Origin of the sequence: Hypericibacter adhaerens (assembly GCF_008728835.1) — a bacterium.
Lineage (GTDB): Bacteria > Pseudomonadota > Alphaproteobacteria > Dongiales > Dongiaceae > Hypericibacter > Hypericibacter adhaerens.
The window spans coordinates 1377759-1392562 of the sequence record NZ_CP042582.1; the positions used below are offsets into that span (position 1 = coordinate 1377759).

At 66.7% G+C, this 14804-nt stretch carries 12 protein-coding genes; 8 read left to right on the top strand and 4 right to left on the bottom strand.

From position 1 onward, the window contains the following. The first annotated feature begins 32 nt into the window (after positions 1-32). A protein-coding gene (locus FRZ61_RS06070; RefSeq protein ID WP_191909320.1) for an IS630 family transposase occupies positions 33-975 on the top strand; the annotation gives its coding sequence in 2 pieces (ribosomal slippage) (positions 33-371 and positions 373-975; 942 coding nt in all). A 148-nt stretch (positions 976-1123) separates the two neighbouring features. Here the strand turns inward: FRZ61_RS06070 and FRZ61_RS06075 are convergent. Then, positions 1124-2263: an ABC transporter substrate-binding protein gene (locus FRZ61_RS06075; protein WP_191909321.1), complete on the bottom strand. Its 1140-nt coding sequence runs from the start codon at positions 2261-2263 to the stop codon at positions 1124-1126. A gap of 538 nt (positions 2264-2801) precedes the next feature. Here FRZ61_RS06075 and FRZ61_RS06080 point away from each other — a divergent pair. The 7 genes from FRZ61_RS06080 (at position 2802) to FRZ61_RS06110 (ending at position 11109) form a co-directional block, all read left to right on the top strand. Next, positions 2802-4355 (top strand): 2-isopropylmalate synthase, encoded by a 1554-nt coding sequence (locus FRZ61_RS06080; protein WP_151115736.1) that lies wholly within the window; start codon positions 2802-2804, stop codon positions 4353-4355. Positions 4356-4449: 94 nt separating this feature from the next. Beyond that, a complete protein-coding gene (locus FRZ61_RS06085) occupies positions 4450-5490 on the top strand; it encodes a rod shape-determining protein (RefSeq protein ID WP_151115739.1) in 1041 nt (346 codons plus the stop codon). A gap of 112 nt (positions 5491-5602) precedes the next feature. Further along, on the top strand, positions 5603-6520 hold the full coding sequence (gene mreC / locus FRZ61_RS06090) for a rod shape-determining protein MreC (protein WP_151115741.1): 918 nt from the start codon (positions 5603-5605) through the stop codon (positions 6518-6520). A gap of 70 nt (positions 6521-6590) precedes the next feature. Continuing rightward, positions 6591-7109 carry a rod shape-determining protein MreD gene (mreD, locus tag FRZ61_RS06095; protein ID WP_151115742.1) on the top strand — a complete coding sequence of 173 codons (519 nt, stop codon included), beginning with the start codon at positions 6591-6593 and terminating at the stop codon, positions 7107-7109. A 16-nt stretch (positions 7110-7125) separates the two neighbouring features. Then, positions 7126-9036, top strand: a complete 1911-nt coding sequence (mrdA, locus tag FRZ61_RS06100) for a penicillin-binding protein 2 (protein ID WP_225309146.1) — start codon at positions 7126-7128, stop codon at positions 9034-9036. After that, complete coding sequence (gene rodA, locus FRZ61_RS06105; RefSeq protein WP_151115744.1) at positions 9033-10208, top strand: rod shape-determining protein RodA; 1176 nt, start codon at positions 9033-9035, stop codon at positions 10206-10208. The genes mrdA and rodA overlap by 4 nt, the downstream gene beginning before the upstream one ends. Before the next feature lie 52 nt (positions 10209-10260). Next, complete coding sequence (locus FRZ61_RS06110; RefSeq protein ID WP_151115746.1) at positions 10261-11109, top strand: hypothetical protein; 849 nt, start codon at positions 10261-10263, stop codon at positions 11107-11109. A 439-nt stretch (positions 11110-11548) separates the two neighbouring features. Here the strand turns inward: FRZ61_RS06110 and FRZ61_RS06115 are convergent, their stop codons facing one another. The 3 genes from FRZ61_RS06115 to FRZ61_RS06125 all read right to left on the bottom strand — a co-directional run bounded on the left by FRZ61_RS06115 (position 11549) and on the right by FRZ61_RS06125 (position 14571). Continuing rightward, positions 11549-12292, bottom strand: a complete 744-nt coding sequence (locus tag FRZ61_RS06115; RefSeq protein WP_151115748.1) for an amino acid ABC transporter ATP-binding protein — start codon at positions 12290-12292, stop codon at positions 11549-11551. 19 nt (positions 12293-12311) lie between these two features. Then, the gene (locus FRZ61_RS06120; protein ID WP_151115750.1) at positions 12312-13427 is read right to left on the bottom strand and encodes an amino acid ABC transporter permease; all 1116 of its coding nucleotides are present in this window, start codon (positions 13425-13427) and stop codon (positions 12312-12314) included. A 286-nt stretch (positions 13428-13713) separates the two neighbouring features. Next, positions 13714-14571, bottom strand: coding sequence for an ABC transporter substrate-binding protein (locus FRZ61_RS06125; protein ID WP_191909322.1), 858 nt, complete (start codon positions 14569-14571; stop codon positions 13714-13716). Positions 14572-14804: the final 233 nt, after the last annotated feature.

Consider the following 14804-nt stretch of genomic DNA (forward strand, 5'->3'; position numbering starts at 1 on the left):
AAGATGCTGGCTGGAGCTGGAGGCCAGTATGCATGAGCCGACCGTATTCGAAGGATCTGCGGGAGCGGGTTGTTTCGGCCGTAGAGAGCGGCGGGATGTCACGTAACCAGGCGGCGCAACACTATGGGGTTGCGATCAGCACAGCGGTTCACTGGGTACGCCGGTTCCGGGAGACCGGCAGCGTGGCGCCGGGGAAGATCGGCGGCCATAAGCCGAAGTCGATCCGCGGCGCGCATCATGATTGGCTGGTGGAACGGGTGCGGACGCGGGACTTCACCTTGAAAGGTCTGGTCGGCGAGCTTGCGGAGCGCGGGCTGAAGGTGGACATCCGGTCGGTCTGGGAGTTCGTGCATGCGCAGAACCTGACCTTCAAAAAAAACGCTGGTGGCTGGCGAGCAGGATCGCCCGGACGTGGCGCGAAGGCGTCGGCAATGGGCTGAGTACCAGGGGCGGATCGACGCCCGCGCGTTGGTCTTCCTGGATGAGACCTGGACCAAGACCAACATGGTGCCGCTCAGGGGCTGGTCGCTCTCAGGCACCAGGCTCAAGGGCAAGGCCCCGCACGGCCACTGGAAGACCATGACCTTCCTCGCCGCCCTGCGCCACGATCGCATCGAGGCACCCTGGCTCATCAATGGACCGATCAACGGCGAGCGCTTCCGGCTCTATGTCGAGCGGGTGCTGGTTCCGACCCTCAAGCCAGGAGATATCGTCGTCATGGACAATCTCGGCAGCCACAAAAGCAAAGCCGTTCGCGCCGCCATCCGAGCGGCAGGGGCCAAGCTCTTCTTCCTCCCGAAATATTCCCCGGACCTCAATCCGATCGAGCAGGTCTTCGCCAAACTCAAGCACCTGCTGCGCAAGGCCGCCGCACGATCCACAGACACCGTCTGCGATGCGATCGGCGACATCCTCCCAGCATTCTCGCCAAACGAATGCGCAAACTACTTCAGGAACTCTGGATATCGAGCCTAATCTCAATCCGCTCTAGGAAGGGGGTTGCTCGGTCTCCAACAGCACGCAGCCCCCTCCCTAACCCTCCCCCGCGAAGCGGGGGAGGGGATAATAAAATCGGGGCCTCGTCTTCCGTCAGGAAGACGAGGCCTTTCTCTTTACCGCGCAATCACAGCCCCGCCTTCACCTTCTCGAACATCGCGATCAGCCGTTCGCGCTGGTCGTTGGCCTGGGGCTCGAAGAAATGGGTCTTGGGGTCGGAGATGCGCTCCTCCGCCTGGTCGAGGGCGAGGCCCTTCACCAGCTCCGGGTCGGCCTGGTCCAGCGTCTTCCGGTTGGAGTGGCCGTAATAGAAGTTCTCCATCAGGGCCACGCCGCTTTCGGGCGAGAGCATCGCGTCCATGAACTCGTAGGCCTGGTTCTCGTCGCCGGGCCCGTCCTTCATCAGCACCATGCCGCAGACCCAGGTCAGGATGCCTTCCTTGGGCGTCATGTATTTGACCGGGACGCCGGCGTCGGCCATGGACTTGACGACGTCGTTCCAGGCCGTGGTCGCGACGATCTCGCCCGAGGCCAGCGATTGCTGCATCTCGGTCGCGTCGGTCCAGTAGTAGCGCATGTTCGCATTGAGCTGCGTCATGACCGCCTCGACCTTCGGGTATTCGTCCTCGGTGAGCGTGAAGGGATCCTTGGCGCCGGCGAGGATGGCCGACATGATCGGCACCTCCTCGGAATTGTCGAAGGCCGACATCTTCCCCTTGTAGCGCTCGTCGAGCAGCAGGCCGTAGCTCTCCTCCTTGACCTCGATCTTGTCGGGTCGATAGGCGACCGAGCTGTTGCCCCATTCCCAGGGCACATGGAAGAACTGGCCGTCGATCTCCACGCCGCGGACCTTCTTGAAGCCGTCATAGACGTCGGGCCAGTATTGCAGCCGGCTGACGTCGACCGGCTTGATGATGCCGGCGTCGTGCCAGCGCAGCACGTTGCTGGTGCAGGGATGGGCGACATCGGCGCGATAGCCGTTGCGCACGCGCTGCAGCGCCTCCTCTTCGTCGGCGAAGATCGCGTAGTTCGGCGTGCCGCCGTTCTTCTTCACATAGGCGTTGTGGAAGCTCGGATTGTCGTAGGAGGCCCAGGTGTAATAGGTGAGGTTCGGTTTGGCGGCGCCGAAGCGCGCGCCCATCGTCATCGTGCCGAGCCCGACGCCGGCGGCCGCCAGCGTCTTGAGGAAGCGCCGGCGATCGACCCGGCCCGCGGCATAATCACGAACGAAGCCCTCCGCGCGTCGGCGGCTGAGGCTCTTTGGCATGGTCATTTCCTCCCTAGGTTGTTCTTACCGGTTTGTTAACTTTGACGGGGCTTCTGCGGAACAGGGGCGGGCATCGGCCCGAACCGGCCTGGCGGCCGCCCGGGATGCCCGCGATCTTATGGAAATGGCTGGAATTTCCTTCTGCTCCGGAACCCGGATCATTGTCGGCCGGGGGCCGCTTTCCTGGCAAGTCCCGGTGGAACGGACGGGGCAGCACGCTGATTCATTGAGAAAACGGCGCGGTCCGAAAGGACTTGTTAACCAACCTCAAGCAAGGTTACAAAGCTGCGGACCGGACATGAATCGGGCTTTGAGCTGGCCATATGCGTTTGATTTGCCGCGATAATTTGACTTACGGCAAAACCCGGCCAACTCATCGTCAACCTGTGGACGGCCCGCCCTGTCTCTGGAGCTTCGGACGCTTTGACTGATCCGTCCCTGACCGGCGGAGGCGTGGGCTCAAGCCGCCTTTCTGCGCCGTGCAGGGCACACCGGTCGAAGCCGCTCTCGAAACCAGAGATGCCGAAGGGTTAGAGCTATGGACACGGGTCGCGATCCCAACCGCGTCGTCATTTTCGACACCACCATGCGCGATGGCGAGCAGTCGCCCGGCGCATCGATGAATCTCGAAGAGAAGAAGCGCATCGCCGCCGTTCTCGAGGAGATGGGCGTCGACGTGATCGAGGCGGGCTTCCCGATCGCCTCCAACGGCGATTTCGAGGCGGTCCGCGAGATCGCGAAGCTGGTCAAGACCAGCTCGGTCGCCGGCCTCTCCCGCGCCGCGAAGAAGGACATCGACCGCGCCTGGGAAGCGCTCCAGGGCGCGGCAGCTCCTCGCATCCACACCTTCATCTCGACCAGCCCGCTCCATATGAAGTTCAAGCTGCAGATGGAGCCCGAGGCGGTGCACCAGGCGATCATCGACAGCGTCTCCTACGCGCGCAAGCTCTGCGGCGATGTCGAATGGTCGGCCGAGGACGCCTCGCGCACGGAGCACGATTTCCTCTGCCGCTGCGTCGAGACCGCGATCAAGTGCGGCGCCGGCACCATCAACATCCCCGACACCGTGGGCTATGCGGTGCCCGACGAGTTCGCGTCCCTGATCCGCATGCTGTTCGACCGCGTGCCCAACATCGACAAGGCGATCATCTCGGTCCACTGCCACAACGATCTGGGCCTCGCCGTCGCCAACTCGCTGGCCGCCGTCGGCGCTGGCGCGCGCCAGGTCGAATGCACCGTCAACGGCCTGGGCGAGCGGGCAGGCAACGCCGCGCTCGAGGAGATCGTGATGGCGCTGCGCACGCGCCAGAACGCCATGCCCTACAAGACCGGCATCCATACCGAGGTCATCACCCGCGCCTCGCGCCTGGTCTCGACCGTGACCGGCTTCCCGGTCCAGCCGAACAAGGCCATCGTCGGCGCCAACGCCTTCGCGCATGAATCCGGCATCCATCAGGACGGCATGCTGAAGCATGCCGGCACCTACGAGATCATGACCCCGGAATCGGTGGGCCTCAGCCGCTCGACCCTGGTCATGGGCAAGCATTCCGGCCGCCACGCCTTCAAGTCCAAGCTCAAGGAGCTGGGCTTCGAGCTCGGCGACAACGCCGTCGAGGAGGCGTTCCGCCGCTTCAAGGATCTCGCCGACAAGAAGAAGGACGTGTTCGACGAGGATATCGTGGCCCTGGTCGACGACCAGGTCGTGCGCTCGAACGAGCATATCCGCTTCGTCTCGCTCCAGGTCATCGCCGGCTCCAAGGGGCCGCAGCAGGCCGACCTCGAGCTCGAGATCGACGGCGTGGTGAAACAGACGCGCGCCACGGGCGACGGCCCGGTCGACGCGACCTTCAAGGCGATCCGGCAGCTCTATCCGCACGAGGCGCGGCTGCAGCTGTTCCAAGTGAATGCCGTCACGGCCGGTACCGATGCGCAGGCCGAGGTGACGGTGCGGCTGGAGGAAAACGGCAAGACAGTGAACGGCCAGGGGGCCGACACCGACACGCTGGTGGCCTCCTGCAAGGCTTATCTGCATGCGCTCAACAAGCTGTTGACCAAGAGGCAGAAGACCGCGCCAGCCGCGCTTTCCGCGTGAACCCCGCGGGGCTGAGGGGGCTCCGCTTTCCAGACAATGCAGACGACAAGGCGACAGGCCTTTTGTCGGCTCACAGGCGATGAGGTAGGTACCAATGCTGGGTAGATTGCTGGGGATGCTGTCCGCCGATATGGCGATCGACCTCGGCACGGCGAACACGCTGGTCTATGTCAAGGGCCGCGGGATCGTGCTGAACGAGCCGTCGGTGGTGGCGATCCACGAGGTCAAGGGGCGCAAGCACGTCCTGGCCGTGGGCGACGAGGCGAAGATGATGCTGGGCCGCACGCCGGGCAACATCACCGCGATCCGCCCCTTGCGCGACGGCGTCATCGCCGACTTCGAGGTCGCGGAAGAGATGATCAAGCATTTCATCCGCAAGGTTCACAACCGGCGCAGCTTCGCGAGCCCGCAGATCATCGTCTGCGTGCCCTCGGGCTCGACCGCGGTCGAGCGCCGCGCCATCCAGGAATCGGCCGAGAGCGCCGGGGCCCGCCGCGTGTTCCTGATCGAGGAGCCGATGGCGGCCGCGATCGGCGCCGGCCTGCCCGTGACCGAGCCCACCGGCTCGATGGTGGTCGATATCGGCGGCGGCACCACCGAGGTGGCCGTGCTCTCGCTCGGCGGCATCGTCTATTCGCGCTCGGTGCGCGTCGGCGGCGACAAGATGGACGAGGCGATCATCGCCTATATCCGCCGCAACCATAACCTTCTCGTCGGTGAAGGTTCGGCCGAGCGCATCAAGAAGGAGATCGGCTCGGCCTGCCCGCCCGAGGATGGCGACGGCCGCGTCATGGAGATCAAGGGCCGCGATCTGATGAACGGCGTGCCGAAGGAGCTCGTCATCACCGAGCGCCAGATCGCCGAAAGCCTGGCCGAGCCCGTGGGCGCCATCATCGAGGCGGTCAAGGTGGCGCTCGAGCACACGGCGCCCGAGCTCGCCGCCGACATCGTCGACAAGGGCATCGTGCTCACCGGCGGCGGCGCCCTGCTCTCGAACCTCGACCTGGTGCTGCGTCACTCGACCGGCCTGCCGGTCTCGATCGCGGACGATCCGCTGACCTGCGTGGCGCTCGGCACCGGGCGCTGCCTGGAGGAGATGAAGACGCTCAAGAACGTCCTCATCAATATGTATTGATCGATCAGGCTGAAATCCGCTTTGCCCGATTCCACGATCGCGTTATCGTGATACGCGGAGTCGCAACGAGTCGTTGCGACCTCCGGATGGGCATTCGCTGCGGAGACAGGAAATGAAGCAGCGGACCGGCTCCGCGCTGCGCCTGGCCTCGCCGCTGCGGGCGTTGGTTCACCGGCTTGCTCTGGTCTTGGTCATGGCCGCGGCCATCGGCGTGATGGTGCTCGGCCGTGCCAACGGTCCCATGGTCTCGCAGGCCCGCACCGCCGTCTCCGACGCCGTGGCGCCGATCCTGGGGGCCTTGTCCGAGCCCGTCAGCTTTGCCGAGGGCCTCTTCGCCAATCTCGAGGAACTGGTCGATCTCCGGGCCGAGAACGCCCGGCTGCGGATCGAGCGCCAGCGCCTGGTCGAGTGGCAGAACATCGCCCAGCGCCTCGATGCCGAGAACCGCGAGCTCCGCAACCTGCTGCATTTCGTGCCCGACCCCCGCTCCAGCTTCATCAGCGCCCGGGTGATCGGCGACCATACCGGCGCCTTCGTGCGCGAGGTGCTGATCTCCGCGGGCGAGAAATCGGGCCTGCGCAAGGGCCAGGCCGCCATGACCGGGGACGGGCTTGCCGGCCGGGTCAGCGAGGTCGGCACCCGCTCGGCGCGGGTGCTGCTCCTGACCGACATCAATTCGCGGGTGCCGGTCATGGTCGAGCGGACCCGGGACCGGGCCATCCTGGCCGGCGACAACTCCAACCGCCCGCAGCTGCTCTATCTCAAGCCCGGCCTCTCGATCCAGGTGGGTGACCGCGTCGTCACCTCGGGCGACGGCGGGGCCTTCCCGCCCGGCCTGCCGGTGGGCGTGATCGACCGGATCTCGGACGGGGTGGTGTCGGTGGCACCCTTCGTGGACTGGGACCATATGGAATTCCTGCAGATCGTGGATTACGGCCTCGATGGCGTGCTGAGCGACGATCCTGTCGCCGCGGCGGCCGAGGCCGCTTCCGCGGCGCCGGCGCCGAGCGCGCCGCCGCGCGCACCCTGACGAGGCGGGCGCCTCCGGGCGCCCTTAGGCGGCGCATCGGCGCCTGGATGTGAAGGATCGTGTCCGGACCATGAGCTCCAGCTTCTGGCAGCGCCTCGATCTCTGGTCGCAGCGGCTCTGGCCCGCCACGCTGACGCTGCTGCTCATGCTGCTGGGCTCGATCCCGGTGCCGCTGCCCTTCTGGCAGCCGGTCAGCCCCTCGTTCGCGCTGATGTCGGTCTATTACTGGGCGATCCACCGCCCGACCGCCATGCCCCTGCCGCTGGTCTTCGTGATCGGCGTGCTCGCGGACTTCTTCGGCATGGCGCCGCTCGGCGTCGGCACGCTGGTGCTGGTGTCGGTCTATGCGCTGACCCTGTCGCAGCGCCGCCTCTTCATCGGCCAGCCCTTCCTGGTGGTCTGGTGGGGCTACATGATGGTCTCGGCCGGCGCCATGATCATGGCCTGGGTCGCGACCAGCCTGATCGCCGTCCAGCTGGTCGATCCGCGGCCGGCGGTCTTCAACTACCTGGTCGATCTCGGGCTCTATCCGGCGGTCGCCTATCTCTTCGCCCGCGCCCAGCGCTGGCTCCTGTCGCAGCAGGCCTGAGCGGACAGCCCCTCCCATGACCATGCAAAGCGGCCAGCAGCTCTACCGCACCTTCACCCGCCGCGCGGCCATGCTGGGCGGCGTGCAGCTCGTGGCGCTCGGCAGCCTCGCCGCGCGCATGTACTACCTCCAGGTCGTCGAATCCGACAAATACAAGCTCCTGGCCGAGGAGAACCGCATCAGCCTGCGCCTCCTGGCGCCGCGCCGGGGCCGGATCCTCGACCGCTTCGGCAATCCGCTCGCGACCAACGACCAGAACTACCGCATCGTGCTGACGCCCGAGCAGACCGAGGATCTCCAGGGCACGCTCCAGGCGCTGCAGTCGATCGTCACGATCAGCGAGTCCGAGCGGGCGCGGATCATGAAGGAGGTCGGCCGCAGCCGCGCCTTCGTGCCGGTGACGGTGAAGGAGAATCTCGACTGGCCGGTGGTGGCGCGCGTCGAGGTCAACACGCCCGACCTGCCCGGCGTCTCGATCGAGGTCGAGCAGAGCCGCCTCTATCCCTATGCCGGCATGGCCTCCCACGTCCTGGGCTATGTCGGCTCGGTCGCCGAGGCGGAGCTCACCGGCGACCCGCTGCTGGAGCTGCCCGGATTCCGCATCGGCAAGAGCGGTGTCGAGAAGCAGTACGACACCGACCTGCGCGGCTCGGCCGGCAACAGCCAGGTCGAGGTCAATGCCGTCGGCCGCGTGATCCGCGAGCTCTCCCGCGACGAGGGCGTGCCGGGCAAGGACCTGGTCACCACGCTCGATATGGGCCTGCAGACCTTCGCCCAGCAATGCCTGTCCTCCCAGCTCAGCGGGGCCGCCGTCTGCCTCGACATCATGACGGGCGAGGTGCTGGCGATGGCTTCGACGCCCAGCTACGACCCCATCGCCTTCGACCGCGGCCTCACCAGCGCCGAATGGCAGGCGCTGACGACCGACCCGCTGCGTCCGCTTTCCAACAAAGCCCTCAACGGCACCTATGCGCCGGGCTCGACCTTCAAGACGGTCGTGGCCATGGCGGCGATGGAGCAGGGGATCGGCCCCGATCACACCGTCTTCTGCAACGGCGTGACCGTGCTGGGCTCGGCCCGCTTCCATTGCTGGAAGAAGCAGGGCCACGGCAATCTCGACATGATCGGCGGCATCCGCCATTCCTGCGACTGCTATTTCTACGACCTGGCGCGGCGCATCGGCATCGACCCGATCGCGAAGATGGCGCATCGCTTCGGCCTCGGCCAGCTCACGGGCATCGACCTGCCGGCCGAGAAACCCGGCCTCATCCCCGACAGCGCCTGGAAGAAGGCGACGATGGGCGATATCTGGCATCCCGGCGAATCGCTGGTGGCCGGCATCGGCCAGGGCTTCATCCTGACCACGCCGCTCCAGCTCGCGGTGCTGACGGCGCGCCTCGCCTCGGGCGGCTATGCGATCCAGCCCAGGCTCCATCGCGAGGCGGTCTTCGCGCCCGATACCGGCACCGCCTTGCGCGAAGGCGGCGGTGGCACGATCCAGCGTCCGCCCTTCCCCTCGCTCGGCGTTTCGCCCGAGCATCTGGCGGTCGTGCTCGAGGGCATGAACCAGGTCAGCAACGCCCCCAACGGCACCGCCTACCGCTCGCGCATCACCATCCCCGGCATGGAGCTGGCCGGCAAGACCGGCACCGCCCAGGTGCGCCGCATCACCATGAGCGAGCGCAACAGCGGCGTGCGCAAGAACGAGGACCTGCCCTGGCCGCAGCGCGACCATGCGCTCTTCATAGGCTTCGCCCCGGTCCATGCGCCGCGCTACGCCATCGCCGTGGTGAGCGAGCATGGCGGCGGCGGCTCCGTGGTCTCGGGTCCGATCGCGCGCGACATCCTGATCGAGGCCCAGACGCGCGATCCCGCGCGCAAGCGCCCGGACGACCAGGTGGCCCAGAACAACGAGAAACCGGCATGATCGGCCCGACCCATTTCGGCGGCACCCCCTTCGGCCGCTCGCAGGCCGAGCTCTCGACCGGCCAGAAGCTGAAGCAGGTGAGCTGGGGCCTGGTGCTGCTGCTGGTCATGATCGCCAGCATCGGGCTCGCCATGCTCTATTCCGCCGCCAATGGCAGCGTCGATCCCTGGATGTCGCGCCAGGGGGCCCGCCTGATCGTGGGCCTCGGGCTGATGATGGTCGTGGCGATGACCGACCTGCGCTTCTGGCTGCGCTGGGCCTATGCCTTCTACGGCTTCGCCTTCCTGCTGCTGGTCTATGTCGAGATCGCGGGCGAGATCGGCATGGGCGCCCAGCGCTGGATCGACTTCAAGTTCTTCCAGCTCCAGCCCTCCGAGATCATGAAGATCGCGCTGGTGGTGGCGCTGGCGCGCTATTTCCACCGGCTCGATCTCGAGGATATCCGCCGACACCTGCCGCTGCCGCTCGTGCCGCCGCTCCTGCTGGTGCTGCTGCCGGCGGGCCTGGTGCTGGTGCAGCCCGACCTCGGCACCGCCGGCATGCTGATCCTGATCGGCGGCCTCATGTTCTTCGCCGCCGGTGTCAGGATGTGGAAGTTCATCCTGATCGGGGCCGCCGGCGTCGCGGCACTGCCGATCGGCTGGGGCTTCATGCATGACTATCAGCGCAACCGCGTGCTGACCTTCCTCAATCCCGAGAGCGACCCGCTCGGCTCGGGCTACCACATCATGCAGTCGAAGATCGCCTTCGGCTCGGGCGGCGTGCTGGGCAAGGGGTTCCTGATGGGGACCCAGAGCCACCTCAACTTCCTCCCTGAACGCCAGACCGACTTCATCTTCACCATGCTGGCCGAGGAGCTGGGCATGGTGGGCGGCCTCACGCTGCTCTGCCTCTACGCGCTGGTGCTGCTCTACGGCATCCTGATCGCGCTGCGCAGCCGCAACCAGTTCGGCCGGCTGCTCGCCTTCGGCATCACCTCGAGCCTGTTCCTGTATGTCTTCATCAACATGGCGATGGTGATGGGCCTCATCCCCGTGGTGGGCGTGCCGCTGCCGCTCATCTCCTATGGCGGCACCTCGATGCTCTCGCTCCTGATGGGCTTCGGCCTGGTCCAGGCGGTCAGCGTCAACCGGGATCTGAAGCTGGGGCAGGGGCACGGCGACGAGGGCTGATGCGGCAAGCTGGGTTGGGGCTGCCCGGCTTCCGGTCTGCTAGCATCCCGCCATGCCCGCCCTTGAAACCCTCGACGGCGCTCTTCCGGCCGACCTCCTCGGCGCGCGGATCTTTGCCGGCGACATCCTGATCTTCCGGCAGTTGCCGGCCCTGCGATCGCTCTGCCGGACGATCGACGAGATGGTCCGCGCCGGCCTGGGCGACGAGGATCCGGAGCGCGCCGAGACGCGGCTGGCGCCCGATCTCTTCCTGGCCCGCGTGCGGGCGCTCCGCAGCCAGGTCCGCGCCGACAAGGCGCTGCTGCGGCAGATCGGGGAGGCGGTGGCCCAGACCGGACTGCCGCCCGAGGACACCTATTTCGACGGGCTGCAGCTCCGCCTCGTGCCCTCGAACGCCAGCCACCAGGCGCGCCGGATCATGCCCCTGGCACCCCATCGCGACAGCTGGGGCTCGAACATCCCGCAGCAGATCAACTGGTGGACGCCGCTCTACCCCCTCGCACGCACGCGCTCGATCGTGATGTTTCCCGACTATTGGAGCCGGCCGATCGAGAACAGCTCGGCCGCCTGGGACTATCACGAATTGAAGCGCCGCATGGCCGAGGGGAGGGCGGAAGGCTACCCGGTCCTTCCCGTGGCGACGGTTCCGCTCGAGCCCGAGGACGGTTTGGCGATCGTGATCGAGCCCGGCGACCTGCTGTGCTTCTCCGCCGCCCATCTCCATGGCAGCGTCGCCGACGCCAGCTTCATCACGCGCTTCAGCCTGGAGACGCGCAGCGTCTCGGCGTCGCATGTCCGGGCCGGGCTGGGCGCGCCCAATCTCGACGGCCAAGCGCCGCGCGTGACGCCGGAATGGTTCGAGCGGATCGAGGATGGCGCGTCGCTCTCTTCTATCTTCTAGGCGCAGACTCATCCACTCATTCGTCATCCCCGCGAAAGCGGGGATCCATTTTTAAGCTTGGTAGTCTGGATTAGGATGGATCCCCGCTTTCGAGCGCGTGAAGAAATCGAGAGCACCACGCAAGGGCGTGGCAAACACTCAAGCCCCCTCCCCTTGCGGGAGGGGGTAGGGGGAGGGGTGCCACGGACGCAGCCGGGGGCATCCCTGCGATCAATCACCGCTCTGGAGGCAGAAGGCCTAGACAGGGCGCCAAGCGAGCGAGCCCGAGCAGATCAGGCTCCGCTTATTTGCCAGGACCTCGCACGGCATCGCCCCTCCCCCTACCCCCTCCCGCAACGGGAGGGGGCGAGAGAGTTCTTTGGCATCGCCGATTTCTTCACACGCTCGAAAGCGGGGATGACGGTGTGGTGTCGCTTCGCGCCCCCGTTTGGGACGCCGGCTAAAGCCGCCCCGCCTCGATGATGCGCTTGAGGAACGCCCTGGTGCGTTCCTGCTGCGGGTTGCCGAAGATCTGCTCGGGCGGGCCTTCCTCGTGGACCTTGCCGCCGTGAAGGAAGCAGACCTTGCTCGCCACGTCGCGGGCGAAGCCCATCTCGTGGGTGGCGAGCAGCATGGTCATGCCTTCCTTCGCCAGGTCGCGCACGATGTTGAGGACCTCGGAGACGAGCTCGGGATCGAGCGCCGAGGTGATCTCGTCGAGCAGCATCACCATCGGCTCCATGGCGAGCGCGCGCACGATCGCGACGCGCTGCTGCTGGCCGCCGGAGAGCCGGTCGGGGAACTCCTTGGCTTTCGCTTCGAGCCCGATACGCTTCAGGAGGGCCATGGCGCGGGCCTCGGCCTCGGCGCGGTCCATCTTCAGCACCTTGAGCGGCGCCAGCAGCACGTTCTCCAGCACGCTCATGTGCGGGAAGAGGTTGTAGCTCTGGAACACGATGCCGACATCGCGCCTGAGCGCGTTGACATCGACGCCCGGTCCCGTGACGCGGTCGCCATGGAGCCGGATCTCGCCGCCCTGGATCTGCTCCAGCCCGTTGATGCAGCGCAGCAGCGTGGATTTCCCGCAGCCCGAGGGGCCGATCAGGCAGACCACCTGATGCTCCTCGACCGTGAGCGTCAGCCCGTTGAAGATCGGGTGCGGGCCGAAATGCTTCTCGATATTGAGGATCTCGAGGAAGGCCATGGCGCTGTTCCCGATCTCCTCAGCCCGCCGCCCGCATGCGCCGCTGATCGCGCTCGATCAGCCGGTCGACGAAGCGGGCCTGGGGGATGGTGATCACGACGAAGAGGAAGGCGACCGTCGTGACCGAGGACAGGTTGAAATGGTTGCTGGCCACGATCTTCGCCTGGTTGAAGGCGTCGATGGCGCCGATCACGTTCACCAGCGCCGTGTCCTTCTGCAGGCTGATGAAGTCGTTGAGGAGCGGCGGGATGATGCGGCGCACGGCCTGCGGGATCACCACATAGCGCAGCGTCTGGGCGTAGGAGAGGCCGAGCGAGCGGGCGGCCGCGGTCTGGCTCTGATGGATGCTCTCGATGCCGGCGCGATAGACCTCGGCGACATAGGCGCCGTAGGTGAGGGTGAGCGCCAGGATCGCGTACCATTCGAGCGGGAAATCGCGGATGATCGGCAGGCCCGTGAGCGGCAGGCCGAAGCCCACCAGATAGATCGAGATGATCGCCGGCAGGCCGCGAAACACGTCGATATAGGCGGTGGCGATCATGCGGATCGGGCGGCCCGGCTCGCCGGGGATGAGGCGGGCGATCGCGACCACGAGGCCCCAGATCAGGACGAACACCTCGGCCACGCAGAAGATGAAGACGTTGACCCAGAAGGCGTCGAAGACGAGGTAGAAGGAATCGAAGATCAGCGGCAGGAAGAAGAAGGTGCGGCCGACCGCGACGTCGTTGAGCACGATGAAAAGGGCGATGGCGAGCACCAGCAGCACCGCCACCGCATAGCCGAAGGTGTACCAGCACCAGGTCCGGGCCGCGGCGCCCTGGACCCGCGCCGTGATGACGTCGGCGGCCAGCCGCGCCGTCCGGCCGCGCTGGGCGGCCTGCCAGGCGCGGTAGGCCGGCAGCAGCAGCAGGAGCGAGGCGACCGAGGCGATCAGCAGCAGGGTCTCGCCCAGCGCGCCGTCGACCTGGAGATCCACGAGCACGCCGCTCAGGACGCTGCGCAGCCACCAGGTCGCGGCGATCACGGCGAGCGCGCCCGCGAGCGCCAGGCTCGCCGCCGTGACCGCATCCTTCGGCGGCGTAACGACCCGCCGCCGGGGCGGCCGGGCCGGCTCCGGCGCGGTGCTGCTGCTCATCGCGGGATTCCCAGGTGCGAACAGCGCGATTGCAGCTTCACCTTCTTCCCCTTCCCCTCGAGGCAGGACAATCGCATTTGCCGAAAGCGGCAAATCCCCTCCCCCAACTTTTGGGGGAGGGTTGGGGAGGGGGCTGCTCGGTATCAGCCCCTTCGCACCGTAACAAGATCGCAGACCGAGTCATCCCCCTCCCTGCCCTCCCCCGAAGACGGGGGAGGGGATTGGAGCGAGTGTCTTCAAGGGGGCGGGTTCCGGCACCTTCGAGCGAATCGCGGAAGGCCGGCGATTACGGCTTGAAGTAGGGGATCGTGGCCGGGTCGGCGCCCCAGGCGCCGGCGAGATATTTCGCCGACAGCGCCTTCAGCGTGCCGTCATCGATCAGGGCCTGGATGATCTGGTCGAGGATCTTGCCGTTGGGCGAGGCCTTGGGATAGAGCGCGCCATAGGTCTCGCCGGTCGAATACTGGCCGACCACCACGAACATGCCGTTGGAGACGGCGGCCTGGCCCAGCACGATCGCCGTGTCGGTCATCGCCACGTCGATCTGGCCCGCCTGGAGCGCGGTGAACATCGAGGGCGTGTCGGGGAAGACCTTCTCGGGATTGGTCGGCTTCAGCTTGTCATGGACGAAGTCGGCGCCGGTCGTGCCCTGCTGCACGCCGATGCGCAGGGTCTTCATCGTCATGCCCTCGACCTTGGTACCCTTCTTCGCCAGCACGCCGATGTCCGAGGAGAAGTAGGGGACGGAGAAATCGACCACCTTCTTGCGCTCCTCGGTGATCGAGATCTCGGAGAGCGCCAGGTCGAAATTCTTGGTCTGGCCGGCGACCAGCGCGTCCCAGGCGACGTTCACGACCTTGACCTTATCGAGGCCGGCGCGGTGCGCGATGTTGGCAGCGAAGCAGTATTCGTAGCCGTCCTTGATGGTCTCGGGCGTGTCGCCGTTCCACCAGCCCGGGGCCGGCAGATTGACCTCGACGGTGAGCTGGCCGGGGATGGCCGGTTTCAGGGGGATCGAGCCCTTGGCGCCGGTCAGCTCGCAATTGCCGATCATGTCGGCGGCAGCGGCGGGCTGGACCGCAAGGGCCAGCGCAAGGGCGAAGGCGCCGCCGAAGGCAGCGCAAAGGGCAGAACGGCGATTCATGAAAGTCTCCCGTGGCAAAATAGGACGATGTCCCGGCACTCTTGTGTCTCGTTGGCTCGGGGGGCCCGGCGGCGGGAGGATGCCTCGGCGTCGCCGGCAACCCCGGCAGGCGGCATCTTAGCGCAGCCGCCCGCGGTCCAGCCAGAGCAAGGGAATCCGCCGCTCCGCCAGGGGCTTGGCGGGCCGCTTCTATCCCCAGGCCGGTCCCGCAAAGCTATCGACAAGCGGGGGTG

Excerpts from the sequence above, each read along its gene's own strand:
- FRZ61_RS06075 (WP_191909321.1), bottom strand. The coding sequence starts at position 2,263 with ATGCCAAAGAGCCTCAGCCGCCGACGCGCGGAGGGCTTCGTTCGTGAT.
- FRZ61_RS06080 (WP_151115736.1), top strand. The coding sequence starts at position 2,802 with ATGGACACGGGTCGCGATCCCAACCGCGTCGTCATTTTCGACACCACC.
- FRZ61_RS06085 (WP_151115739.1), top strand. The coding sequence starts at position 4,450 with ATGCTGGGTAGATTGCTGGGGATGCTGTCCGCCGATATGGCGATCGAC.
- mreC (WP_151115741.1), top strand. The coding sequence starts at position 5,603 with ATGAAGCAGCGGACCGGCTCCGCGCTGCGCCTGGCCTCGCCGCTGCGG.
- mreD (WP_151115742.1), top strand. The coding sequence starts at position 6,591 with ATGAGCTCCAGCTTCTGGCAGCGCCTCGATCTCTGGTCGCAGCGGCTC.
- mrdA (WP_225309146.1), top strand. The coding sequence starts at position 7,126 with ATGACCATGCAAAGCGGCCAGCAGCTCTACCGCACCTTCACCCGCCGC.
- rodA (WP_151115744.1), top strand. The coding sequence starts at position 9,033 with ATGATCGGCCCGACCCATTTCGGCGGCACCCCCTTCGGCCGCTCGCAG.
- FRZ61_RS06110 (WP_151115746.1), top strand. The coding sequence starts at position 10,261 with ATGCCCGCCCTTGAAACCCTCGACGGCGCTCTTCCGGCCGACCTCCTC.
- FRZ61_RS06115 (WP_151115748.1), bottom strand. The coding sequence starts at position 12,292 with ATGGCCTTCCTCGAGATCCTCAATATCGAGAAGCATTTCGGCCCGCAC.
- FRZ61_RS06120 (WP_151115750.1), bottom strand. The coding sequence starts at position 13,427 with ATGAGCAGCAGCACCGCGCCGGAGCCGGCCCGGCCGCCCCGGCGGCGG.
- FRZ61_RS06125 (WP_191909322.1), bottom strand. The coding sequence starts at position 14,571 with ATGAATCGCCGTTCTGCCCTTTGCGCTGCCTTCGGCGGCGCCTTCGCC.